The organism is Streptomyces griseus (genome assembly GCF_900460065.1).
GTDB classification, from domain to species: domain Bacteria; phylum Actinomycetota; class Actinomycetes; order Streptomycetales; family Streptomycetaceae; genus Streptomyces; species Streptomyces griseus.
On record NZ_UAVD01000036.1, the window covers coordinates 31558 to 54219 of the forward strand.

The 22662-nt window shown below is 72.3% G+C and carries 16 protein-coding genes and 1 tRNA gene; 8 read left to right on the forward strand and 9 right to left on the reverse strand.

What is annotated here, in order from left to right; translation table 11 throughout:
* Positions 1-46: 46 nt before the first annotated feature.
* The gene (locus DTB53_RS25915) at positions 47-682 is read right to left on the reverse strand and encodes a helix-turn-helix domain-containing protein (RefSeq protein ID WP_234345424.1); all 636 of its coding nucleotides are present in this window, start codon (positions 680-682) and stop codon (positions 47-49) included.
* A gap of 1047 nt (positions 683-1729) precedes the next feature.
* Here DTB53_RS25915 and DTB53_RS25920 point away from each other — a divergent pair.
* The 3 genes from DTB53_RS25920 to DTB53_RS25930 are packed head-to-tail and all read left to right on the forward strand — an operon-like array spanning position 1730 to position 6028.
* A complete protein-coding gene (locus tag DTB53_RS25920; RefSeq protein ID WP_042496543.1) occupies positions 1730-4576 on the forward strand; it encodes a non-ribosomal peptide synthetase in 2847 nt (948 codons plus the stop codon).
* Entirely contained in the window at positions 4576-5550 is a 975-nt protein-coding gene (locus tag DTB53_RS25925) for an NAD-dependent epimerase/dehydratase family protein (RefSeq protein ID WP_012379780.1), read from the forward strand. The genes DTB53_RS25920 and DTB53_RS25925 overlap by 1 nt, the downstream gene beginning before the upstream one ends.
* 10 nt (positions 5551-5560) lie before the next feature.
* The gene (locus tag DTB53_RS25930) at positions 5561-6028 is read left to right on the forward strand and encodes a nuclear transport factor 2 family protein (RefSeq protein ID WP_172595295.1); all 468 of its coding nucleotides are present in this window, start codon (positions 5561-5563) and stop codon (positions 6026-6028) included.
* A gap of 26 nt (positions 6029-6054) precedes the next feature.
* Here the strand turns inward: DTB53_RS25930 and DTB53_RS25935 are convergent, their stop codons facing one another.
* Entirely contained in the window at positions 6055-6972 is a 918-nt protein-coding gene (locus tag DTB53_RS25935) for a LysR family transcriptional regulator (protein ID WP_030704673.1), read from the reverse strand.
* A 133-nt stretch (positions 6973-7105) separates the two neighbouring features.
* Between DTB53_RS25935 and DTB53_RS25940 the strand changes: the two genes are divergently transcribed.
* Entirely contained in the window at positions 7106-7777 is a 672-nt protein-coding gene (locus tag DTB53_RS25940; RefSeq protein ID WP_012379783.1) for an FMN-dependent NADH-azoreductase, read from the forward strand.
* Positions 7778-7791: 14 nt separating this feature from the next.
* Here DTB53_RS25940 and DTB53_RS25945 read toward each other — a convergent pair whose 3' ends face one another.
* Entirely contained in the window at positions 7792-8820 is a 1029-nt protein-coding gene (locus DTB53_RS25945) for a polyprenyl synthetase family protein (RefSeq protein WP_042496546.1), read from the reverse strand.
* A 312-nt stretch (positions 8821-9132) separates the two neighbouring features.
* Positions 9133-9333 (reverse strand): hypothetical protein, encoded by a 201-nt coding sequence (locus DTB53_RS25950; RefSeq protein WP_003967413.1) that lies wholly within the window; start codon positions 9331-9333, stop codon positions 9133-9135.
* Positions 9334-9562: 229 nt separating this feature from the next.
* Here DTB53_RS25950 and DTB53_RS25955 point away from each other — a divergent pair, with 229 nt between their 5' ends.
* Positions 9563-10849, forward strand: coding sequence for a hypothetical protein (locus tag DTB53_RS25955; RefSeq protein ID WP_012379785.1), 1287 nt, complete (start codon positions 9563-9565; stop codon positions 10847-10849).
* Between the two features lie 49 nt (positions 10850-10898).
* Here the strand turns inward: DTB53_RS25955 and DTB53_RS25960 are convergent, their stop codons facing one another.
* Positions 10899-11519: a response regulator gene (locus DTB53_RS25960; RefSeq protein WP_236586295.1), complete on the reverse strand. Its 621-nt coding sequence runs from the start codon at positions 11517-11519 to the stop codon at positions 10899-10901.
* A gap of 310 nt (positions 11520-11829) precedes the next feature.
* On the opposite strand from DTB53_RS25960, the gene DTB53_RS25965 reads away from it, so the two are divergent.
* The 3 genes from DTB53_RS25965 to DTB53_RS25975 all read left to right on the forward strand — a co-directional run bounded on the left by DTB53_RS25965 (position 11830) and on the right by DTB53_RS25975 (position 15603).
* Complete coding sequence (locus tag DTB53_RS25965) at positions 11830-12795, forward strand: ATP-binding cassette domain-containing protein (protein ID WP_012379787.1); 966 nt, start codon at positions 11830-11832, stop codon at positions 12793-12795.
* Complete coding sequence (locus tag DTB53_RS25970; protein ID WP_012379788.1) at positions 12792-13598, forward strand: ABC transporter permease; 807 nt, start codon at positions 12792-12794, stop codon at positions 13596-13598. Before DTB53_RS25965 ends, DTB53_RS25970 begins: the two co-directional genes overlap by 4 nt.
* A gap of 118 nt (positions 13599-13716) precedes the next feature.
* Positions 13717-15603 carry a sensor histidine kinase gene (locus DTB53_RS25975; RefSeq protein ID WP_012379789.1) on the forward strand — a complete coding sequence of 629 codons (1887 nt, stop codon included), beginning with the start codon at positions 13717-13719 and terminating at the stop codon, positions 15601-15603.
* Positions 15604-15908: 305 nt separating this feature from the next.
* Here the strand turns inward: DTB53_RS25975 and DTB53_RS25980 are convergent.
* The 4 genes from DTB53_RS25980 to tmk form a co-directional block, all read right to left on the reverse strand.
* Positions 15909-15982, reverse strand: a tRNA-Thr gene (locus DTB53_RS25980).
* A gap of 127 nt (positions 15983-16109) precedes the next feature.
* Positions 16110-17639, reverse strand: a complete 1530-nt coding sequence (locus DTB53_RS25985) for an alpha/beta hydrolase (protein ID WP_012379790.1) — start codon at positions 17637-17639, stop codon at positions 16110-16112.
* A 78-nt stretch (positions 17640-17717) separates the two neighbouring features.
* Positions 17718-18923 carry a DNA polymerase III subunit delta' gene (locus DTB53_RS25990; RefSeq protein ID WP_012379791.1) on the reverse strand — a complete coding sequence of 402 codons (1206 nt, stop codon included), beginning with the start codon at positions 18921-18923 and terminating at the stop codon, positions 17718-17720.
* Positions 18924-19249: 326 nt separating this feature from the next.
* Positions 19250-22504: a dTMP kinase gene (tmk, locus tag DTB53_RS25995; protein ID WP_003967421.1), complete on the reverse strand. Its 3255-nt coding sequence runs from the start codon at positions 22502-22504 to the stop codon at positions 19250-19252.
* Between the last annotated feature and the right edge of the window lie 158 nt (positions 22505-22662).

A 22662-nucleotide genomic window follows, 5' to 3' on the forward strand; every position in this document is an offset into this window, starting at 1 on the left:
CCCGGGCCGCTTTCCCTCGCACGGTTCCGCGACGCGGCGGCTCGCCCTACTCCGTGAGGAGTCCGACCTCCACGGCCCTCACTCCGGCCTGAAAGCGTGAGTGCGCGTCGAGTTCGCGCATGATCTCGGCCACGTAGCGCCGGTAGGTGCGCAGCGACACCTGGAGTTCGCGGGCCGCGGTCTCGTCCGTGTTGCCCGCGCGCAGCCGCTCCAGGATGCGATGGGCCAGTTCGGTGCGGAGGCGGGGGCTCAGCCGGAGGTGATCGGCCAGCCTGCGGCCCCGGGACCACGCGCCCGCGAAGAGGAGTTCGAGAGCTCGCACCGCGGCGGGGTCGTTCACGATGGCGGTCTGCCCCTTGGTCCCCTCGACGCCGCGGACCAGCGCGGCCACCCCGTCGACCACCAGGGTCTCGCGCAGTTCGCTCTCCGAGACCTGGACCTCGACCCGCCGGTCGGCCAACTGGTCGAGCCGCGCCAGGGAGGCGTCCGTGGCGTCGGCGGTGCACAGGATCCGCACGGCGGCCCGGGCCGGGATGCAGCTGAGCGAACGCACCACGGCGTCGGCGAACTCGCCGGTCTCGGCCAGGGCGACGCACACCGTGTGGCGGGTCCGGCCGATGAGCGCCTCCAGGGCGTCCCCGATGGGGACCCCGCCCGTGCGCGCCACCGGCTGGGGAGACATCGAACGCTGCCTGTGCAGCAGGACCGTTGAATCGATCAAGGCGCTGACCTGCAACAGCGTCTGTTCCAGACTGGCGGAGTGATCGGCGGTCGCCGCTCTCTCGCCACTTCTGTGTTCAAGCAACGCGTCCGACATCTGAAAGCCCCCCTGTAGCGCACCAGGCCCCCGCTCCCGGCGAGACTTCCGCCGGCCGCGGGCTTCACAGGTACGCCCCCGCGGGAACTTTGATGACTAAAACATTTGTCGGCCTATCGACTAAGCGTCGACAGCAAGTCCGACCAGATTGCTCCAGACAGTAGTTCGAGCAATCACATCCAGTCAACAGCCCCCTACACCCTTTAAGGCATTATTGAATATAGAACAGTCGCGCACAACACAGGAACAGGACTACGGAAACAGCCTCTGGACTCTTGTCAGCAAACTGCACCGAATCGCCGGAAGCGGCGGCTCATATTCCTTTTCGGTGGCATTACCGTGACGTAACATTCACGTTGCGTAGTATCCCTGTCCGCTAGCGGCCATACGTCCCGCACTACGGACGGCTGTCCGCCTAGATTCCTCGCCATGCCCACGGCGTGCACACATCGAAGATCGGCAACACCCTTCACACGGGCACCAGCAGGCACGCCGAAAGCGCACCTCAGTCGTCCGAGGTGCTGACAGAGCGACACATTTCAAGCCAGCGCGCTCCACCCCCAACGGACCGGGCAACCACGCAGAATCAGCCACCTCCGGGCACCCGCACCCCCTCCCCCGCCGTCACGCACCGGTCGACGGCGAGATCCACCCCCTCCGGGCGACGCGAACACCGGCCCCCTATACCGCCCGAAACGGGCCAGCAGCACCCTATTCGGCTCACGGCGATTCCCCTCCATAAATAGCCGGTGAATAGCCGCGGTATTTATCGGTTTCCCGGGCTCGCGTCCGCCGTCGCACCGCACGTGATCAGCCGCCGTGCGCACTCCCCTGTCACGGCACACCCGTCATCGGCCCCGCCCACCGCGGCGCCATCAGGTCCTGTCACGCCACCAGGCGAGGGAGACAACCGTGAACACCTCACCGCACCAGAGCATCGCCGGCCTTCTCGTGCACGCCGCACGGCACCACCCCGCCTCGGGCCTCCGCTACCACCTTCCCGGCACGCCCGCGGACGTACAGGAGCAGAGCCACACGGAACTCCTCGCGGACGCCCTGCGGATGCTCTCCGGACTGCGCGCCCGGGGGCTGCGCCCCCAGGACAAGGTCCTCCTGATCCTGGAACGGCCCAAGGAGTTCCTGACCGCGTTCTGGGCGGCGGTGCTCGGCGGGTTCGTGCCGTGCCCCATGGCACCCCTGCGCGGCGACCCGGAACGCTGGGCCGCCCGGCTGGGCCAGATCGACACCCTGCTCGACCACCCCCTCGTCGTCACGGACGGGGCCCTGGCCGCCGAACTCCCTCCGGTCGACGGCCTCATGGTCGCCCTCGTCGAGGAGCTGGGCGCCGCCGCGGAGCCCGCCACCGCGCACGCCGCGTCGCCCGAGGACACCGCGCTGCTCGTCCTGACCTCGGGCTCGACGGGCAACTCCAAGGCGGTCGTGCTCAGCCACGCCAACCTGCTGGCCTCCATGGCGGGGAAGAACCACTACCACCGGCTCACCCCGGCGGACACCACCCTGAACTGGATCTCGTTCGACCACGTGGCCGCGCTCCTGGAGTGCCACCTGCTCCCCCTCTCCCGGGGAAGCAACCAGCTGCACGTGGAGCCCCGGGTCGTCCTGGAGGACCCGACGCAGTTCCTGCGCATCGCCTCGGAGCACGGCGTGACGATGACCTTCACGCCCAACTTCCTCCTCGGTATGCTCAATGCGGCGGTCGAGGAGCTCCGCGAGCGGGGCGAGAGACTCGACCTGACCCGGCTGCGGCACATCGTCAGCGGCGGCGAGGCGGTCGTCCGCGCCACCGGCGAGGCGTTCCTCGACGCGTTCGCCCCGTACGGGCTCGCCCCCGACGCCCTGTGGCCGGCCTTCGGCATGACCGAGACCTGCGCCGGCAGCATCTACTCCCACCGGGCGTTCCCCGCCGTGGACCAGGGCTGCGAATTCGCCTCCCTCGGCACCCCGGTGCCCGGCCTGGCCCTCCGCGTGGCCGACGAGCACGACCGCGAGCTGCCGGACGGCGAGACGGGCGAACTCCAGCTCAACGGCCCCATGATCACCTCCGGTTACCACAACAACCCCCGTGCCACCGCCGACGCGTTCACCGCCGACGGCTGGTTCCGCAGCGGCGACCTCGGCCGGATCGTCGAGGGCCGGCTCTCCCTGGTCGGCCGCAGCAAGGACAGCATCATCGTCAACGGGGTCAACTACTACAGCCACGAGATCGAGACCTCCGTCGAGCAACTGCCCGGCGTGGCGGGCTCCTACGTGGCCGCCTTCCCGACCCGCCCCGCGGGCGCCGACACCGAACAGCTGGTGATCGCCCTGCACGCGGAGGTCCCCGAAGGCGACGACACCGCCCTCCACCAGGTGCTCACCGCCGTACGCAGCAGCGCCGTGATGCACTGGGGGTTCCGCCCCTTCCTCGTCCTGCCCCTGCCCAGGGAAGCCTTCCCCAAGACCAGCCTCGGCAAGATCCAGCGGTCCCTGATGCGCGGTCGCCTGGAGTCGGGCGCGTACGACGGACCGGCCCGCGCCGTCGCCGACCTCACCCTGCGCATGCTCGGCGGCTACACGGCGCCCGCGACCGACACCGAGCGGATCCTGTGCGACATCTACGCCGAGATACTCGACGTGGCGCCCGGATCCATCAGCGCGACCGCCAACTTCTTCGACCTCGGCGGCACCTCCCTGGACATCCTCCGCCTGCGCAGCAAGGTCGGCCGCCACCTGGGCGTCGGCGACCTGGAGATCATCACGGTGCTGAGGGCCCCCACCGCCCGGGCCCTCGCCGCACGGCTCACCGAACGGACCACCGCCGCCGCGCCCGCCTACGACCCGATCGTGCCGATGCAGACCAGCGGAACCAAGACCCCCCTGTTCTGCGTGCACCCCGGTGTCGGCGAGGTCCTCGTCTTCGTCAACCTGGCCAAGTACTTCGTGGGCGACCGGCCCTTCCACGCCCTGCGCGCCCGAGGGTTCGACGACGGGGACAAGCCCTTCGCCACCTTCGAGCAGATGGTCGACTGCTACGTCGACGCCATCCGGTCCCAGCAGCCCCACGGCCCCTACGCCGTCGCCGGCTACTCCTACGGCGGCGCGGTCGCCTTCGAGATCGCGAAGGCGCTGCGCTCCCGGGGCGAGCGCGTGGACTTCGTCGGCAGCTTCAACCTGCCGCCGAACATCGAGTACCGCATGAAGGAGCTGGACTTCACCGAGACGGCCGTCAACCTGGCGTTCTTCCTGGCCCTGATCGACCGCAGACAGTCCCGGGAGCTGCCGGGCCTGCTGCGCGGGCTGCCCTTCGAGGAGCAGGTCACCCGGCTCCTCGACCTCGCCCGGCCCGACCGGCTCGCCGAACTGGACCTGACCCCGGACAAGTTCGCCGGCTGGGCCCATGTCGCCAACGCCCTGACCGACCTCGGCCGCTCCTACCGGCCGACCGGCACGGTCCCCACGATGAGCGTCTTCCACGCCATCCCGCTGCGCGGCACCAAGGAGGACTGGCTCAACAACGAACTGCGCCGCTGGGACGAGCACACCACCGGGCCCAACCGCTACATCGAGGTTCCCGGCGAGCACTACACGCTGATGAGCCCCCAGCACGTGGCGTCCTTCCAGGCCATCCTGCGCCGGGAGCTCGACCGCGCCCTGGCGGACGCCGACGCGACGGCACGGCGACGTGCCCACGACGAGCACCGGGCCGCCGACTCCGCCGCCGCGTCCACCACCTCCCCCGCCACCGAGACGGAGAGCTGATGCTGAAGGGCAAGAAGATCCTGGTCACGGGCGGCACCGGACAGGTCGCCCGACCCGTCGCGGAGGCACTCGCCGAACACAACGACGTGTGGTGCCTGGGCAGGTTCGGCACACCGGGGATCGAACGGGAGCTGAACCGGACGTCGATCACCACCCGGCGCTGGGACCTGGAAGACCCCTCGCCGGACGCGCTCGCCGCCGTCCCCGACGACTTCACCCACGTCCTCCACTCCGCCGTACGCCGCGGGAACGACGGCGACTTCAACGCCACGATCGAGGCCAACGCGGTCGCCACCGGCCGGCTCATGGCGCACTGCGCCTCCGCCGACGCGTTCCTCTACGTCTCCACCGGCGCCCTCTACGCACGGCAGTCGCTCGACCACCTGTACCAAGAGGACGACCCGATCGACGGGGTCGCCGACTGGCTGCCCGCCTACCCCGTGGGGAAGATCGCCACCGAGGGAGCGGTGCGCGCCCTCAGCCAGGTGCTCGGCCTGCCCACCACCATCGCCCGCCTCAACATCGCCTACGGGCCCGGCGGATACGGCGGCGTACCCATGCTGTACTTCCGGCGGATGCTCGCGAAGGAGCCGATCCCCGTCCCGCTTCAGGGGCAGAACTGGTTCTCACCGCTGTACACCGACGACCTCGTGGCCCAGGTCCCGGCCCTGTGGGACGCCGCGTCCACCCCGGCGACCCTGGTCAACTGGGGCGGCGACGAGTCGGTGGGCATCACCGACTGCGTACGGCACATGAGCGAACTGACCGGGGTGCCGGCCCTGTTGGCGCCGTCCGAGGTGACCCGTGAGACCTACCGCTTCGACCCGGCCCGCCGCCGCGCGCTCACCGGCCCCTGCACGGTCTCCTGGCAGGACGGCATCCGCCGCACCCTCGCCGCCCACTTCCCCGAGCACGTCCCCGGAGCGGACCCGGCCGTGACCGGCGCGACGCCCACGAGCCCCGCCCACCGTTGAGGAGAGTCCCATGCCCGTGACCGACCAGACCGAGACCCCGCCGCCCGCCCGGGTCGTCCAGGACGCCGGGGCGTCCACCGTGACGCCGCCCAACCTGGAGCTGGTCCAGGAGGCCTACCGGGCCTTCGGCCGCCAGGACGCCGACGTCCTCCTGGGGATCCTGGCGCCGGACATCCGGTGGATCCATCCCGTCGGGATGTCCGCGTACCAGTTGGGCGGCGCCCGGCACGGGCACGCCGGCGTCCGCAGCTTCCTCGCCCGGGTTCCCGCCGTGCTGGGGGGAATGCGCCTGGAGCCGCGGGAGTTCGTGTGCGCGGGCGACCGGATCGTGGTGTTCGGCGTACGCCAGGTGACGTCCTTGCGGGGGCACACGGAGGAGCTGGAGTTCGTCCACTCCTGGACGCTGCGCGACGGGAAGGCCACGGTGATGGAGGACATCTTCGACACCGTCCTGTTCCATCGGCTGATCGAGGCCTGACCGCCCGCCCCGGCCCCGCCCCCGCGTCACGGCAGCCGGAGCGACGCGCCCGACTGCCGGCGCACCTCCGCGAGGACGGCCGACACCGAGGGGTTGGACACGGCCCCACTGCGCACGACGAGGGAGACGTGGCGCATCAGGCCGGGGCCGTCGAGGGTGATCCGGCGGACCGGGTATCCGGGCCGGTCCGGCACCAGATCCGGTACGAGGGCGACCCCCCAGCCCAGCGAGACGAGGCCGAGGGTGGCCTGCAGATCGGAGGTCCGGGCCACGATGTCGGGGACGAAGCCCGCGGAGGCGCAGGCATGCACGGTGAGCCGGCCGAGCCCCGAGTCCGGGTCGAGGGCCCAGGCCCGGTCGGCGTACGCGGCGAGCCGGTCGGGCAGGCGGCCCGCCGGCTCGTCGGCTCCCCCCGGCCCGACGGCCAGCCGCACCCGGTCGGCGGCCACCGGCTCCTCGTGCAGCCCCGGCATCGACGGCTCCGGCACCTCGTCGTACCCCATCGCGAGCGCCAGATCGACCTGTCCGAGCCGCACCGCCTCCCGGCAGCCGCCCACCGGAAGCGCCCGCAAGGTGATCCTGAGGGCGGGGTGGAGATCACGCACCCGGGTCAGCGCGGGTATCAGCAGGGCGGGACCCTCGTGGAACGGCACGCCGACCCGCAGCTCTCCGCAGACCCGGCCGGTCGCCGCGAGCAGGTCGGACTCCGCCGACTCCAGGCCGGCGAGTATGTACTCCGTGTGGTCCACCAGCAGCCGCCCGGCCGAGGTCAGACCGGCCCGGTTGCTGCGCCGGTCGAGCAGTTCGGTCCCGGTCTCCGCCTCCAGCGCGGACAGCTGCTGGGACACCGCCGACCGCGTGTAGTTGAGGGACTCGGCCGCCGCTGCGATGGACCCCCGCGCCTGCACCTCGCGCAGCAGCACCAGCTTCCGTACGTCAAGCACGATGCGCACCGTCGATTCCCCTAATGCCCGACGTCATCAATGGTTACTCCAAGTGGCGCGGCCGGAGACCGAGTTGACCGGTTGAATGGAGCTATTCCCGCACTCTCGACCCTTCGATGAGAGGTAACCCGGCGTGTCCACTTTGCTCCGCGTCGACTGCAGCCCCCGACCCGAATCGGTCTCCCGGCAGATCTCGGCCGAATTCGCGGCGGCCTGGCACCGGGCCCACCCCGAAGGCCGCGTCCTGCACCGGGACCTGGCGGCCACACCCGTCCGCCACGTCGACGCGGCCCAGGTCGAGGTCGTCTCGCGGCTCGAATCGGCGGGCACGGTGGACCTGGAGGAGGCTCGCCGGGCGGCCCGCGCCCCCGAGGAGCTCGACAGCTGGCGCCACAGCTGGGAGCTGATCGACGAACTCATCGCCTGCGACACCCTGTTGATCAGCCTGCCCATGTACAACCTCTCCGTTCCCTCCGCCTTCAAGGCATGGTTCGACCGGATCGCCATCCCGCCGCTGCTCGTCGACCCGCACACCGGAAGGGGACCGCTGTCCGGTCTGCGGACCGTGGTGGCGACGGCTCGCGGCGGAAGCCCCCGCCCCGGCACGGCGGACCGCCCCGACGAGTTCCAGGAGCCCTACCTCCGGGCGGCGTTCCGCACGGTGGGGCTCGCCGACGATCTGCTGTTCCTGGGCGCGGACACGACCAGGTCCGGGCACGTCCCCCGGCTCGCCCCCCACCGGGGCGCCGCCCAGACCTCGCTCCGGCAGGCGGTGGAGCGCGCCCGCGAACGCGCGCGCCTCTGACCGCGAACGTCCGGCTACGCCGTCCTGGTGGCGACGAACTCGCACAGGGACTCCAGGGCCTTGCGCGCGGGCCCCGGCGGCAGCGGCCCCAACGACGCACGCGCGGCGGCGAGCCGCTCGTCCATGATCCCCCGGGCCCGTGCCATGCAGCCGGACCGCTGGAGCAACGCGAGGGTCCGCTCGTGCTGCTGCCCGCGCATCGCCTGAGCCCCGCTCAACAGCGAACGGAGCTCCTCGTCACCGGGCCACGCGTCGTCGAGCACCAGCAGGACGGGCAGGCCGGCCACGCCCACCGCGAGGTCCTTGCCCTGCTCCTTGCCGAGCTCCGCCGAGGACGAGGTGATGTCGAGCAGGTCGTCCGATATCTGGAAGGCGACCCCGAGATGCTCGCCGTACGCCGCGAGCGCCTCGCCCACCCCGGCGGGCGCGCCCGCCTGCACCGCGCCGAGCCGCAGCGAGAGGGAGATCAGCGACGCCGACTTGTCGGAGATCACCGCGAAGTAGTGCGACAGCCGCCGCTCCGCGCCGTCCGGCCCGACCAGCTCCCGCAACTGCCCCCGGACCAGCCGCTCGGACGCCTCCGCCTGGAGCGGTATCGCCTCCGGCGCCAGGGAGGCCGACAACCGGGCGGCCCTGGCCAGGAGCCAGTTGCCCGACCGGACGGCGACGGTGTTGCCCCAGCGGGCGTTGACGCTGCTGACACCGTGCCGCAGCAGCGCCTCGTCCATCACGTCGTCGTGGTGCAGCGAAGCCGTATGGATCAACTCGGCCACCACGGCCGCCTCGATGACCCCCTCGCCCCGAACGTCGCCGAACTCGGCCCCGAGCAGGGTGAGCAGCGGCCTCAGCCGCTTGCCCCCCGCGGCGATCAGATGCCCGGCGACCTCGGCGAGCCGCGGATCCTCCGCCTCCCCCGCGCACTTCAGCAGGCGGGTCTCCACCTGTTCCAGCCCGCGGAGCACCCGCCGCTCCAAGGCGCTCTCACCGACGACCAGCCGACTGATGATCGACCGCCCCCGCATTCTCGCCGCCAGCGCGGTCATCAGCTTCCCTCCGGTACGCGGCTCTCTCTCGGCCGCCGGCATCCCCCACCGGAGCCTAGAAACGTGCTGTCGCGCCTCGACAGCGATCGGGGCGTCCCTGTCCGATAGCGGACAGGGACGTCCCGCGGAGCGAGCACCGTCTGAGACGTGGACCTCACCGGTGGCAGCAACCTGCCACACCGGGCACCGGCACGGAGCACCGCCGTCCCGGTGCCACCGGGCCGCCCCGACGGGAGGCCGGGGTCAACCGCTGACCGGCCCGTGGGGGCCGGGACGGCCGGTGCCACGACCCCGGGGCACGCTCCAGAAGGGTCACAGGGCCCTGGGGACGGGGAGGTGGCAGTCGAGGATCTGGCGGGCCTCCCTCCGGCGGGAGCGGCGGGGGTGCAGCAGGGCGACGACGACGATGACGACGTGGACGGTGATCCGGACGCACAGGACGGTGATCAGGACCCAGAGCAGGGGTCCGGCGGCCGGGAGCAGTGCGGTCAGTGCGGTCAGTGCGGTGGGCATGGTCTTCTCCTGATGTGCGGCCGGGCCGTGTGCTCCGGCGTCTCCCTCAGATCACCAGGCCCGGTGCGCGAGGCCCGGACCAAGGTGGGGGGTCTCTATTCCCCGAGGCGCGTCCTCATGTCCCGAAGGCACGTCCTCGCTCCCCGAGGGCGCGTGCCCGTTTCCCGAAGACAGGTCCTCGTTCCCCGAAGGCACGTCCTCTTCCGACGGAAGTGGGTAGATTCGCGGCATGTCTTCTCCCGGTGGTCCGGTCTCCGCCGATCAGCAGCTCGTCGAGCACGCGCGTCGGCACGGTTTCGTGGTGTCGGCGAAGCAACTCGCGTCGTGGCGGCGGTCGGGGCTGCTGCCGGGCCACACGACGCGGGCGCTGGGCCGGGGGCGCGGCAGCGCGTCGGACCCGGCCGACGAGGCGTTCGGTCTGGTGGTGGCGCTCGCCCGGCTGGCGCGGAGGGGCGCTCGCCCCTCTCATCTGGCGCTGGAGCTGTTCGGCGAAGGGCATCCGGTGCCCGCGGAGGCCGTGCGAAACGCCTTCGGCAAGGCGGTCCGGGGGCTGGGCGCCGGGCTCGGCGAGGAAGGTCCCGGAGAGGGGGAGGACGAGGAGGAGTGGGCGGAGCGCGTCGCCGACGAGGTGGTCGCCTCGGGGCGGCGGGTGCGGCTCGTTCCCGCGCGGGTGCGTCGGATCGACGAGGGCATCGCCCGGTACATGCGTGACCGGGGGGTGGCGTGGCCCCCTCCCGAACTGGCCGCCCTGGACGCGAACCCGGAACCTCCGAGCCTGTCCGCCGGGGAGGTCACGGCTGCCGCGGTGACCACGGTGCTGCGGGGCGGCGCCGCCGTCACGCCGCAGGGGATCGGCGACGTGCTGCGGGCCGTGCAGCCGACGGGGTGGGGCAACCCGGCGGCGTCACTGGCCGAGTACACGGTCGAGGACGTCCCTGATGCCGCCCGGGAGGTGTTCCTGCCGGACGGCGGGATGAGCACCGTTCCCGACGGTGACGTCCGCGGCGCCCTGCTGGGCCTGGCGGAGACGGCCTCCTTGGAGGATCTGCGGGACGCCTGGGAGGTGAGCGGGGCGACCCGCGCGTGGGCGCTGGACCTGTGCGCACGGGTCGAGGCGGAGCTCGGGGCCGGCGAACTGGGCGACGCCGCACTCACCTGGCTGATGGGCAGGGCCTTCGTGTCGGGGATGGTGCTGGTGGCCCAGGTGGGAGACCGCCACTGGTCCCCCGGGGACCGGGCGTCGGACGCCCTGACCCTGCTGATGATGCGGCGATCGTTGCGCGATCTCGACGCCAGGGTGCCGGGCTGCCAGTGGGAGCTGCTCGGATCCCCCGCCGTGCTGCCGCCCCCGCTGATCCCGTTCCTTCAGCCGCGACGCACCTCCGAGGTGGGCGAGATCGAGGAGATCGGCGAGATCGGTCGGGAGCGTCACGGACCGGAGCCCTCGGGGGACGGTGGCGGCGGCCGTGCCGCGCGCACGGGGTCCGTGTGTGAAGACGCAGATGCCCGCGCGTAGCCGCGGCACCCCAGGAAGGCTGACCGTGCGGGGGGGGTGATGAGCCTGGTCAGCGGCGACCGGGCGGGACCAGGTCCGCCTCGTACGCGGCGATGGCCGCCTCCACCCGGTTGCGGGCGCCCAGTTTCGCGAGTACCGCGCTGACGTGGGCCTTCACCGTGCCCTCGACGAGGTGCAGTCGGCTCGCGATCTCCGCGTTCGACAGGCCCGCCCCGAGTCCGGCCAGCACCTCGCGTTCACGTTCGGTGAGCCGAGCCAGTGAGCGGTGGGGGTGTGCTGCTCGGTGCGCGCGCATCCCCGCGATGACCCGGCCGGCGACCCGTGGAGACAAGTAGGCCCCGCCGGCTCCCACCGCCCGTACCCCGTTGAGCAGTTCCCTCGGATCGTCCGCCTTCAGCAGGAAGCCGTCGGCGCCCTCCTCCAGGGCGCGGGTGACGTACTCGTCCTGGCCGAAGGTGGTCAGCATGATCAGTCCCACCGTCGCTGATTCCCGGTGCAGCCGCGCCGCTGCCGTCAGCCCGTCCAGGCCCGGCATCCGGATGTCCATCAGCACCACGTCCGGCCGGTGCGCGCGGGTGAGCGCGATGGCCTCGTGCCCGTCGCCCGCCTCGGCGACCACCTCGACGTGCGGGTCCCTGGCGAGGATGGCCCGTACCCCCGCCCGGACCATCGCTTCGTCATCGGCGATCAGCACCCGGACCGGGCGACCGGCCGGTGTCGTCTCTTCCACCCGGCGAGCCTAAGGGCGAGCCGCCGCCGTACCAACGGTCTCTCTCGCCGATCAGCCCGTGGGAGGAGGGCACCCCTGACGAACGGCAGGACGCCGCTGCCGTTCGGCCGATGGGCGGCGGGCCCACGGACTTCTAGCGTCTCTCTCGTACAGGAATCGCGGCGGTTCCCGCTTCGGAACCGAGCACCACGTGCCGTCCGTGGGGCGCGCCGCCGACTCCCGTGATCCGCGACCGGCACCGAGGAGCTCTGTGATCACCCTTCGAGAACTGACCAAGCGTTACGGCGAGACCGTCGCCGTGGACGGTCTGACCCTGGACGTCAAGGGTGGTCTGGTGACCGGCTTCCTCGGCCCCAACGGCGCGGGGAAGTCGACCACGATGCGCATGATCCTCGGCTTGGACCACCCTTCCGGGGGCGAGGCGCTCATCGGTGGCAGGCCGTACTCCTCGATGCGCCACCCGGTCCGCGAGGTCGGCGCGCTCCTGGACGCCAAGGCGCTGCACCCGGCTCGCTCCGCACGCAGCCACCTGGTGGCGCAGGCGCGCAGCAACGGCATCCCGGTGAGCCGGGTGGACGAGGTGCTGGAGATGGTCGGCCTGGCGAAGGTGGCCCGCCGTTCGGCCGGGGCGTTCTCGCTGGGCATGCACCAGCGCCTGGGAGTGGCGGGCGCGCTGCTCGGTGACCCGCAGGTGCTCGTCTTCGACGAGCCGGTCAACGGCCTCGACCCGGACGGCGTCCGATGGGTGCGTGAGCTCGTGCGGTCCCTGGCAGCCGAGGGCCGGACGGTCTTCCTCTCCAGTCACCTGATGAGCGAGATGCAGTTGACCGCGGACCGACTGGTCATCATCGGACGGGGGAAGCTGCTGGCCGACACGCCGATGGCCGATCTCCTGGCCGGCAGTGCGCTGTCGTCGGTCCGTGTGCGCACCCCCGACATGGCAGACCTGCACACGCTGACCCGCCACCTGCTGAAGGACGGCGACGTGAGGGTGGAGACGCCCGCCGCCGGCGAACTCGTGGTGAGGGGCCGCAGTTCCGAGCAGGTGGGCGATCTGGCCCACGGGCTGGGGCTGCGGCTGCATGAACTGCGTACCGTCGCCGCCTCGTTGGAGGAGGTCTACATGGAACTCACCGCGCGGAGCGTGGAGTACGGAACGGGCGACCCGCTGCCCGACGGTCCGCGCAGCGGGCAGACACGGGGAGCGGAAGCATGAGCGCGGTAACGGCCGACGTGAGCGACGACCGCGGTGGCCGGGCGGCCTCCGGCCCCGCGGGCGGTGGCTTCGCCGGTGCCTTCGCCTCCGAGTGGACCAAGCTGTGGACCCTTCGCACGCCGTACGTCTGCCTGCTGGTCGGCCTCGTCGTGACCTCGGTCTTCACGTTCTACTACGGGTCGATCGCCCGGATCAACGACAAGCCGGTCCAGCCGGTGGGGAACGCCTCGGTGTCTTCGGTCGTCCTCACCCAGTTCGCCCTGGTGATTCTGGCCATGACCACGGTGACGAGCGAGTACGCCACGAGCAGCGTGCGCACCTCGCTGCTGTGGGTGCCGGTCAGGGCCCGGGTGCAGCTGGCCAAGGCGCTGCTGAGCGCCCTGGTGGGCTTCGTCACCGCCATGGTGTGGGCCGTGCTGGGCATCGCCCTGGCCTGGGTCCCCTTCCGGGGTCACGCCGAGTTCGAGCTGCCGAAGGTGGCGTACCAAGCCGTGGCCATGGGCGTGTACGCCGCGCTGATCTGCGTACTGACGGTGGGAGTGTCGTTCGCTCTCCGGACGGCAGCAGGCGCCATGGCCATGGTCTTCTTCCTGGTCACCGCCCTGCCCGGCATGCTGGTCGGCCTGGGGGGTCCGGTGCTGCTGGCCGTCAACGACTACCTGCCGCAGACCGCGGGTGGCTATTTCATGCTGGGCGACGGGAAAGCCCCGTTCCCGGACGCCGTGAGTCTCCTGATCCTGCTGGTGTGGGCCGTCGCCGCCCAGGTGGCCGGTCTCCTCGTGCTGCGACGGCGGGACGCCTGACCTGCGGCGGGGCCGATTTTCGGGGTACGAGCACGTCCCCCGGGCCGGGTGTCCGAGCGCTTCCCACAGAATCGACCTGACGGGCACGGGACCTCGACGAAAGGGCGGCCGACGCACCATGCTGCACGCTCGTACCACCTCTGCCGGGTCCGCGCGCGCCGCCGACGCGGCTCTGTGGGCCGCGCTCGCGGCCACCACCGGCTACGGGTTCCATGACGCGGCCACGGCCTCCTTGACGACGGACCTGCTCCTCCCTCTGGCCGTCCTCGCCGTGGCCGTGCCATGGTCCCGCCACCGCCCCGCGGCCGCCGTCGTGCTCGTCAACGGATTGTGTGCCGTGGGCCTGGCCGACCCGGCGACTCCGGGCAACACCCACGTCCTGCCGCTGGCCGCTCTGAGCTTTCTGCTCGGCTCCCGCGTGGCCGCGGCGCGAAGCCCGCTCCTCGTGCTCGCCGGGTGCTCCGCCGTCAACCTCGCGACCTGCGCCGTGCTGCGTGCGCACCCCGTGTGGTGGTTCTACGCGATGTCCGTCCTGCCGGCAGCTCTGCTGCTTCCGTGGCTCATGGGACGGCACTGGCGAGGCAGGCGCCAACTCGTACGGGAGGGCTGGCGGTTGGCCCGCAGCCTGGAGGATCGGCAACACCTGGTCGCCGAACGGGCGCGCCTGACCGAACGCGCGGGGATCGCGGCCGACATGCACGACTCCCTCGGCCACGCCTTGAGCCTGGTCGCCCTCCGCGCCGGTGCGCTGGAACTCTCGCCCGACCTCACCGACCGCGACCGCGCCGACCTCTCCGAGCTCCGCGGGACGATCGCGGACGCGGTGGAGCAGCTGAGGGACACCGTCGCCGTCCTGCACGACCCTCCTGACGGGAACACCGGCGCGAGCCTGCCGGTGAACGACACGGTGGAGGACCTCCTCTCGCGGGCGGTCGCCTCCGGCGTACCGGTGCGCTGGGAGCGGCGCGGCGCGGAGTCTCCCCTGTCACCGCTGATAGCGCGCGGGATGTACCGGGTCGTGCAGGAGGCCCTCACCAACGCGGTGAAACACGCGCCGGGCTGCCCCATCAGCGTGCGGATCACTCACGAGCCCAGCCGTACCCACGTGAGCGTCATGAACGCGGTTCCGTCGGCCGGTGGCTCGGCGCGCACGGGCGTCCGCCCGGGACGTGGCGTCGGGCGCGGGCTCATAGGACTTCACGAGCGCGTAGCCGTCCTCGGCGGCTCCCTGCGGACCGAGCCCGACGCAGGAAGGTTCCACATCACCGCCGTCCTCCCGCACCAGACAACCACCCGCCCCCGAACACCGACGCAGGAACCCATGACGGCACCCGGTAGGCCGACGCAGAAACCCGTAACCGCGCCCGGTACGCCGACGCCGGAACCCGTAACGGCACCCGGCAAGCCGACGCCGAAACGCGTGACCGCGCCCGGTACGCCGACGCCGGAACCCGTAACGGCACCCGGCAAGCCGACGCCGAAACGCGTGACCGCGCCCGGTACGCCGACGCAGGAACCCGTAACGGCACCCGGCAAGCCGGCCCGGGCCCAAGCACCCGCCTCACCCTCCGAGGCCGCTCTCACCCCGGGCCCGGACACAGCCTCGGCCCCGTTTCCACCGGAGTCCGCCAAGCGCCTCGCCTCCGTACGAGGCGAGGCTCGTCGCCGCTCCGCCGTCGCCTTCGTCGCCCCCGTCGTCGCAGCCGTCTTCTTCGTACCCTCCGCCGCCTACCTGGCCTGGCAACTCACGACGAGCGTGCTCCCGCCCTCCCACTTCGACGAGCTGTCCGTGGGCCGGCCGCGCGCCGAGCTCGCGCCCCTGCTGCCGGCCCGCGCCTACCCCTACCCACCCGACCACGCACGTTCCGCACCCCGGCCACCCGGCACCCGCTGCGAGTTCTACCGTTCCGGCCGCGACCTGCTGGGAGACGTCGACCTCTACCGGCTCTGCTGGTCCGGCGACACGCTGTCGGCGAAGGACACCGTGCGCGCGAGACGCCCTTGACGCCGGACAAACGCATGCCCATGAGTACGTCATGCGTCGGATCAGGGCGGACGAGTAGCGCGAACTGCGCGCGATGCGCCTGGGTCCTTGCTCGACTCGCCCAACGCCTTCGGTGTACGTCACGCCGATGCCGCCGCAATCGCGGGCCACCTGAGCCAGGAGCAGGCGGCAAAGGCCGCAACTTCGGCTGACCCGCGACCAACGCATTGCGAAGCACGGACCGCAAGTGCCCGATCGGCCAGAATCCAAGGTCACCCTAGACAGAAAACCCCAGGTCACAAGCTACGTGACCTGGGGTTCAACTGAGCCGCCTTCGGGATTCGAACCCGAGACCTACGCATTACGAGTGCGTTGCTCTGGCCAACTGAGCTAAGGCGGCGCGCCCTGTCGCACCATGGTGCGATCAGCAGCGGGGCCAAGTCTACACAGTTTCCGGGGGTGCTCCGCACACGGCGGCCCCGGAGGCGTTTGCGCTGGTCAGGGCGGGTCTGAGGGGAGGAGGGAGGTCAGGTGCACTTCTTGCCGTCGGTGGGCGGGGTGCCCTCCAGGAGGTACGTGTTGATCGCCGTGTCGATGCAGTCGCTGCCCCGGCCGTACGCGGTGTGGCCGTCGCCCTCGTAGGTGAGCAGGACGCCGGAGGAGAGCTGCTCGGCGAGGGCCTCGGACCACTTGTACGGGGTGGCCGGGTCGCGGGTGGTGCCGACGACGACGATCGGGTCGGCGCCCTTCGCCTCGGTGCGGTGCGGGGTGCCCGTGGCGTCGGTGGGCCAGTAGGCGCAGTTCAGGGAGGCCCAGGCGAAGCCGCGCCCGAAGACCGGGGAGGCCTTCTCGAAGTCCGGGACCGCCTTCTCGACCGCGTCGGGGCCGTCGAAGGCGGGCGGCAGGTCGAGGCAGTTCACCGCGGCGTTGGCGAACATCAGGTTCGCGTACTTCCCGTTCGGCTCGCGCTCGTAGTAGCTGTCGGCCAGGGACAGCAGGCCGGAGCCGTCGCTGCGCTGCGCGCCGGCCAGCGCCTCGCGGAGCTGCGGCCAGGCCGCCTCGTCGTACATGGCGGCGATCACCCCGGTGGTGGCCAGGGACTCGCCCAGCTTGCGGTCGTCGCCGGTCGGGATCGGCTGGGCGTCCAGGTCCGCGAAGATCTGCTTCAGCGCGGTCGCCGCGTCGGCGGTGGACGTGGTGCCGAGCGGGCAGTCCGGCTGCTTCACGCAGTCGGCGGCGAACGACTGGAAGGCCCCTTCGAAGCCCGCCGTCTGGTCGCGGTTCATGTCGACGGCCTTCAGGGAGGGGTCCATCGCCCCGTCCAGGACGAGGCGGCCCGAACGCTCCGGGAAGAGGTCCGCGTAGGTGGCGCCGAGGAAGGTCCCGTACGACGCTCCGACGTAGTTCAGCTTCTCGTCGTCGAGCAGGGCCCGCAGGACGTCCATGTCGCGCGCCGTGTCGACGGTGGAGACGTACGGGAGGATCTCGCCGCTCCGCTTCTCGCAGCCCGCCGCGAACTTCTCGAAGGCGCCGGTGAGCTTCTTGACCTCCGCCTCGTCGTCGGGCGTCTGGTCGACCTGGGTGTAGGCGTCCATCTCCGGTCCCGTGAGGCATTCGACGGGTTCGCTGCGGGCCACGCCGCGCGGGTCGATCGCGACCATGTCGTAGCGGGCCCTCACCTGGGCCGGGTAGCCGAGCGCCGCGTACCCCTGGAGATAGCCGATCGCGGAGCCGCCGGGGCCGCCCGGATTGACCAGGAGGGAGCCGATCCGCTTGCCCGGTCCCGTCGCCTTCTTGCGGGAGACGGCGAGGTCGATGTCGCCGTCACCCGGCTTGTCGTAGTCCTTCGGCGCCTTCATCGTCGCGCACTCGAACCCCTCCACCCCGCAGTCGCGCCAGCTCAGCTTCTGCGCGTAGTACGACGACAGCCCCTCGGGGGCCGCGGTGCCGGTGGCCGAGGCGCTCGGCGAGGAGCCGCTGCCACTGCAGCCGGAGATGAGGAGGCCGGCAGTGCCGATCCCGATGGCGAAGGTGCGGAGCAGCCGCCTGGTATCCATTCAGGGAGCGTATCCGCCGGGTGACGAGTCGTCCGATTCCCTGCTCATTCGGGTGAACGGGGACTGTCGTGGAAGCCTTCAGCCCGCCCGCAGCGCCATCGTCATCGCCTCCACCGCGAGCAGCGGCGCCACGTTGCGGTCCATCGCCTCGCGGCAGGCGATCACCGACTCGATCCTGCGCAGGGTCGCCGCGGGCGTCGAGGACTCCGCGATCCGGTCGAGGGAGTCCTGGACGTCGACGTTGGCGATGGCCAGCCTGGAACCCAGCTGGAGTGCCAGCACATCGCGGTAGAACCCGGTCAGCTCGGTCAGGGCCAGGTCCAGGCTGTCGCGCTGCGTACGCGTCTTGCGGCGCTTCTGCTTGTCCTCCAGCTCCTTCATCGCCCCCGCCGTGCCGCGCGGCATCCGGCCCCCGGCCACCCCGCCGAGCGCCGCCTTGAGGTCCTCGGTCTCCTTGGCGTCGACCTCCTCCGCCATCTGCTTGGCGTCCTCGGTGGCCGTGTCGATCAGTTCCTGGGCCGCCTTGAGGCAGCCTCCGACGTCGGCGACCCGCAGCGGAACCTTCAGCACCGCCGCCCGCCGCGCCCGCGCCCGCTCGTCCGTCGCGAGACGGCGGGCCCGGCCGATGTGCCCCTGGGTGGCGCGCGCCGCGGAGTGCGCCCGCTCGGGGTCGACGCCGTCGCGGCGGATCAGGACGTCGGCCACCGCCTCCACCGGCGGGGTGCTCAGGGTGAGGTGCCGGCAGCGGGACCGGATCGTGGGCAGGACGTCTTCGAGCGAGGGGGCGCACAGCATCCAGACCGTGCGCGGCGCGGGCTCCTCGACGGCCTTCAGCAGGACGTTGCCCGCGCCCTCGGTGAGGCGGTCGGCGTCCTCCATCACGATGACCTGCCACCGGCCGACCGCCGGGGAGAGCTGGGCGCGCCTGACCAGGTCGCGGGTCTCCTTCACGCCGATGGAGAGGAGGTCCGTACGGATGATCTCGACGTCGGCGTGGGTACCGATCAGGCTGGTGTGGCAGCCGTCGCAGAAACCGCAGCCCGGGGCGCCGCCCAGCGCCCGGTCCGGGCTCGTGCACTGGAGCGCGGCGGCGAAGGCCCGTGCCGCCGTGGAGCGGCCGGAGCCGGGCGGTCCGGTGAACAGCCAGGCGTGCGTCATCTTCGAGCCCTGGTCCAGCGGCTTGCCGTCGGACACGGCGGTGACCAGAGCGTCGGCGTCCTTGGCGGCGGCGGCGAGCTGTTCCTGCACGCGGATCTGTCCGACCAGGTCGTCCCATACGGTCATGGGTCACCGCCCTTCCGGTGGTGTCGTGCCGAGCTGTGGTGCGGCGTGTTGTGGTGCGGCGGGGTGGCGTCGAGCGTTCCGTGTTGCTGTACGTCCGTTACGTGTCGTTGCACGTCCGTTCCGTGTCGCCGTATGTCGGTCCCGCGTCATCGCACGTCGTGTCCACCAGGTATCCACGACGTGGACACGCCGTTTTGCGGGAGGGGCACGGAGCGCTGTCCGCCTCGTCGCTCTCCATTGTGGAGGACGCCACCGACAGTCCGGCCCGCCCGCCCCCGGAGGGACGGACGGGCCGGGACGTCACCGTCGGCGGTGGGGCGGGGCCGTCAGCCGCGCGGGCGACGTCCCCGGCCCCGGGGGCCGTCGTCGTCCTGGCCCCCGAGCAGCTCGTCCGCCAGGGTCGGCAGATCATCCAGCGGAGTCTCCTCCGCCCAGTCCGGGCGGGGGCGCTTGCGGCGGCCCTGCTGCCGGTCGGGCGACCCACCCGCGTTCGGGTCCTCGATCTGCGGCAGTTCCCGGGTGCGCTCGTTCTCGCTCTCCGCGGGCGGGGGCGCCGGGCTGTCGTCCCGGAAGAAGCCCCGGGGCACCCGGTCGGAGGGCCGGTCGGCGGGGACCGGCGGCAGCACGGCCGTCTCCTCCGCGTCCCGGTCCTGCCGCCGGTCCGCCGGCCGCTCGTCGGTGACGCGCGGCAGCATCGCCGTCTCGTCGTCCGGCAGGGCGGAGTCCGAACGCGCGCCCGCGTCCGTGCCCGTCCCGGATCCGGACGGACGGTCGTCCTCCGGCCGGACCGCCGGCACCGGCTGCGTGATCTCGTTCGGGCTCACGATCGGTGTGGGCACCGTGATCTCGTTCTCCGGAACGGACGGGCCCTCGGAACGCGAGGACGACCGCGAGGAGGTCTCCGTACGAGAGGCACGGGACGCCTCCGCCGCCTCGGCCCGCTCGGCTTCCGCCCGCTGGGCCTCCGCCCGCTCGGCCTCGGCACGAGCCGCCTCCGTACGGGCCGCGGCCTCGGCCTCGGCCCGGCGGCGGGCCTCCTCGGCGCGCATCAGGGCCTCTTCGGCCTTGCGCTGCTTCTCCAGCCGCTGCGCCTCGGCCTCCTTGCGGAGCCGCGCCTCCTCCGCGGCCTGCTTGCGCAGGCGCTCCTGCTCGGCCTCGCGGGCCCGTTCCTCGGCCTCCAGCCGGCGGCGGTCCTCCTCCGCGCGGCGGCGGGCCTCCTCGGCGCGCTGCCGGGCCTCCTCCGCCTGGCGCTCGGCCTCGCGGCGGCGGGCCTCCTCCAGTTCGCGCTGCTTGCGCTCCTCCTCCTCGGCGCGCAGCCGGGCGAGCTGCTCCTGGCGCTCCTTCTCCAGGCGCTCCTCCTCGGCCTTGCGGGCGGCCTCTTCCTCCGCCTTGCGCCGGGCCTCCTCGATGGCCTGGCGACGGGCCTCCTCGATGGCCTCGATCTCGGCCTCGGAGAGCGGCAGGAGCTGGTCGAGCCGGTGGCGTACGACCGTGGTGATCGACTCCGGCTCCTGGCCGGCGTCCACCACGAGGTAGCGCGTCGGGTCGGCGGCGGCCAGGGTCAGGAATCCGGACCGCACCCGCTCGTGGAATGCGGCCGGCTCCGACTCCAGCCGGTCCGGCGCCTCGGTGAACCGCTCCCGCGCGGTCGCCGGGTCGACGTCCAGCAGCACCGTCAGATGCGGTACGAGGCCGCTCGTCGCCCACCGCGAGATCCGGGCGATCTCGGTCGGGGCCAGGTCCCGGCCCGCGCCCTGGTAGGCCACGGACGAGTCGATGTAGCGGTCGGAGATGACGATCGCGCCGCGCTCCAGCGCCGGGCGGACGACGGAGTCGACGTGCTCGGCGCGGTCGGCGGCGTACAGCAGGGCCTCGGCCCGGTTGGACAGACCGGCGGACGACACGTCGAGCAGGATCGAGCGGAGCCGCTTGCCGATGGGGGTGGCCCCGGGCTCGCGGGTGACGACGACCTCGTGGCCCTTGGACCGGATCCAGTCGGCGAGCGCCTCGACCTGGGTGGACTTGCCCGCTCCGTCGCCGCCCTCCAGGGCGAGGAAGAAGCCGGTGGCGGCGGGTGCGACCGCCGGGTCGCCGCCGCGCAGCGCCTCGCGCAGGTCCCGGCGCAGCGGCACACCCGCCCGGTCGTCCGTCTTGGCGAGGACGAGCGCGGCGACGGGCAGCAGCAGCGCGCCGAGCAGCATCAGGGTGAACGCGGCCCCGCCGTGGGCGAAGACGAAGTCGCCGGCGACCAGGCGGTGCCGCCCGATGGCGGCGGCCAGCAGGGGGCCGGCGACCGCGCCGAGCGCGACGAGCACCCGGACGACGGCCTGGAGGTGCTCGGTGGTCCGGGCCTGCCGGAAGGGCTCGGTCTCCTGGTCGATCAGGGTGTGCCCGGTGTTCGCGGCGACCCCGGCGGCGTAACCGGCGAGGAGGGCGATGGCGATCTCGGTCGCGGTGTCCGGCACCAGGCCGAGCGCGAGGAGCGCGAGGCCGGTGACCATGAGGGCCAGCGCCAGCAGACGGCGGCGGGACAGGGCGGGCAGCACGTGGCGCGCGGTGCGGATGCCGAGGGCGGTGCCACCGGTCAGTCCGAGGACCAGCAGAGCGAACGTCGCGGGCCCGCCCCCGAGGTCGTGGGCGTGCAGTACGGAGACCGCCGCGGCGGCCGCGACGGCTCCGGCGAGGAGCGCGCAGACCGCGACCAGCAGGGGTGCCGCACCGGTGCGGCCCTTGTCGGGGCCGTTGCCGGTGGTGGGGCGGCGCAGGCCCTCCAGCGGGGAGCGCGGCCGGGGCGTCTGCGCGGCCGGGAACTCGAGGAAGTAGAGGACGGAGATGGATGCGGAGAAGAGTCCGGCCGCGACGTAGGAACCCAGGGCCGCCTGGTGGAAGGAGAACCACTCCAGGCCCGAGCCGAGGAGGTTGCCGACCAGTGTGGCGGCCAGCAGGACCACCGCGGCGGCGGGCACGGCGAGGAAGTTCGTCCGCAGCGACAGGCGGCGCAGGGCGTCGAGGTGGTCGGGCAGGGGGCGTACGGCGGCGCCTTCGAGGGGCGGGGCCGGCAGCAGCGCCGGGGCGGCGCTGTCCTTGGCCACGGCCCACAGGCGCTCACCGGCGCCGGTCACGAAGACGGTGATGAGGATCATCATGAGCGCCTTGTCGGGCGTCCAGTCGATCCACAGCGGGGCGATGACCAGGAGCGCCAGGCGCAGCCCGTCCGCCCCGATCATCAGCCATCGTCGGTCCAGCTTTCCGCCGGGCCCCGTGAGGGACGTCAGGGGTCCCAGGAGTACGGCTCCGAAGAACAGGGTGGAAAGGATCCGGGCACCGAAGACGGCGGCGACGGCGAAGGCCGCCCCGCGGTATCCGGTGCCGAATGAGCCCTCAAGGACCGCCGCTTGCAGCGACAGCAGCACCAGCACGAGAAGGGCGAGTGCATCGCCGATACCGCCGACGAGCTGGGCACTCCACAACCGCTTGAGCGGGGGAATGCGCAACAGGGCCCGTACGGCGCGCTCGCGTGAGTCTGCGGCAAGTGTGTCGGAGGTGGGGCTCACGACCGTTGGCTGCTCGGCTCGCGTCATCCGCCCAGCCTATCGGCAGCGGTGCGGTGACCGTCGGCCCGTCCGAACATATGGACGCAGACGGCTTCCGGCCATGGTGCCCGAGACCCTCTTGCGCCCGTCGCCCGGCACCTGTGCGCGGTGCCGGGCGACGGGGCGTGAAGGCTGGTGGACGAGGC

What these genes read in the sequence shown, in the direction of transcription:
- DTB53_RS25930 (WP_172595295.1), top strand. Translation starts at nt 5,561, where the DNA reads ATGCCCGTGACCGACCAGACCGAGACCCCGCCGCCCGCCCGGGTCGTC.
- DTB53_RS25990 (WP_012379791.1), bottom strand. Translation starts at nt 18,923, where the DNA reads ATGACCGTATGGGACGACCTGGTCGGACAGATCCGCGTGCAGGAACAG.
- DTB53_RS25950 (WP_003967413.1), bottom strand. Translation starts at nt 9,333, where the DNA reads ATGCCCACCGCACTGACCGCACTGACCGCACTGCTCCCGGCCGCCGGA.
- DTB53_RS25985 (WP_012379790.1), bottom strand. Translation starts at nt 17,639, where the DNA reads ATGGATACCAGGCGGCTGCTCCGCACCTTCGCCATCGGGATCGGCACT.
- DTB53_RS25945 (WP_042496546.1), bottom strand. Translation starts at nt 8,820, where the DNA reads ATGACCGCGCTGGCGGCGAGAATGCGGGGGCGGTCGATCATCAGTCGG.
- DTB53_RS25975 (WP_012379789.1), top strand. Translation starts at nt 13,717, where the DNA reads ATGCTGCACGCTCGTACCACCTCTGCCGGGTCCGCGCGCGCCGCCGAC.
- DTB53_RS25960 (WP_236586295.1), bottom strand. Translation starts at nt 11,519, where the DNA reads ATGGTCCGGGCGGGGGTACGGGCCATCCTCGCCAGGGACCCGCACGTC.
- DTB53_RS25915 (WP_234345424.1), bottom strand. Translation starts at nt 682, where the DNA reads ATGTCTCCCCAGCCGGTGGCGCGCACGGGCGGGGTCCCCATCGGGGAC.
- DTB53_RS25970 (WP_012379788.1), top strand. Translation starts at nt 12,792, where the DNA reads ATGAGCGCGGTAACGGCCGACGTGAGCGACGACCGCGGTGGCCGGGCG.
- DTB53_RS25955 (WP_012379785.1), top strand. Translation starts at nt 9,563, where the DNA reads ATGTCTTCTCCCGGTGGTCCGGTCTCCGCCGATCAGCAGCTCGTCGAG.
- DTB53_RS25925 (WP_012379780.1), top strand. Translation starts at nt 4,576, where the DNA reads ATGCTGAAGGGCAAGAAGATCCTGGTCACGGGCGGCACCGGACAGGTC.
- tmk (WP_003967421.1), bottom strand. Translation starts at nt 22,504, where the DNA reads ATGACGCGAGCCGAGCAGCCAACGGTCGTGAGCCCCACCTCCGACACA.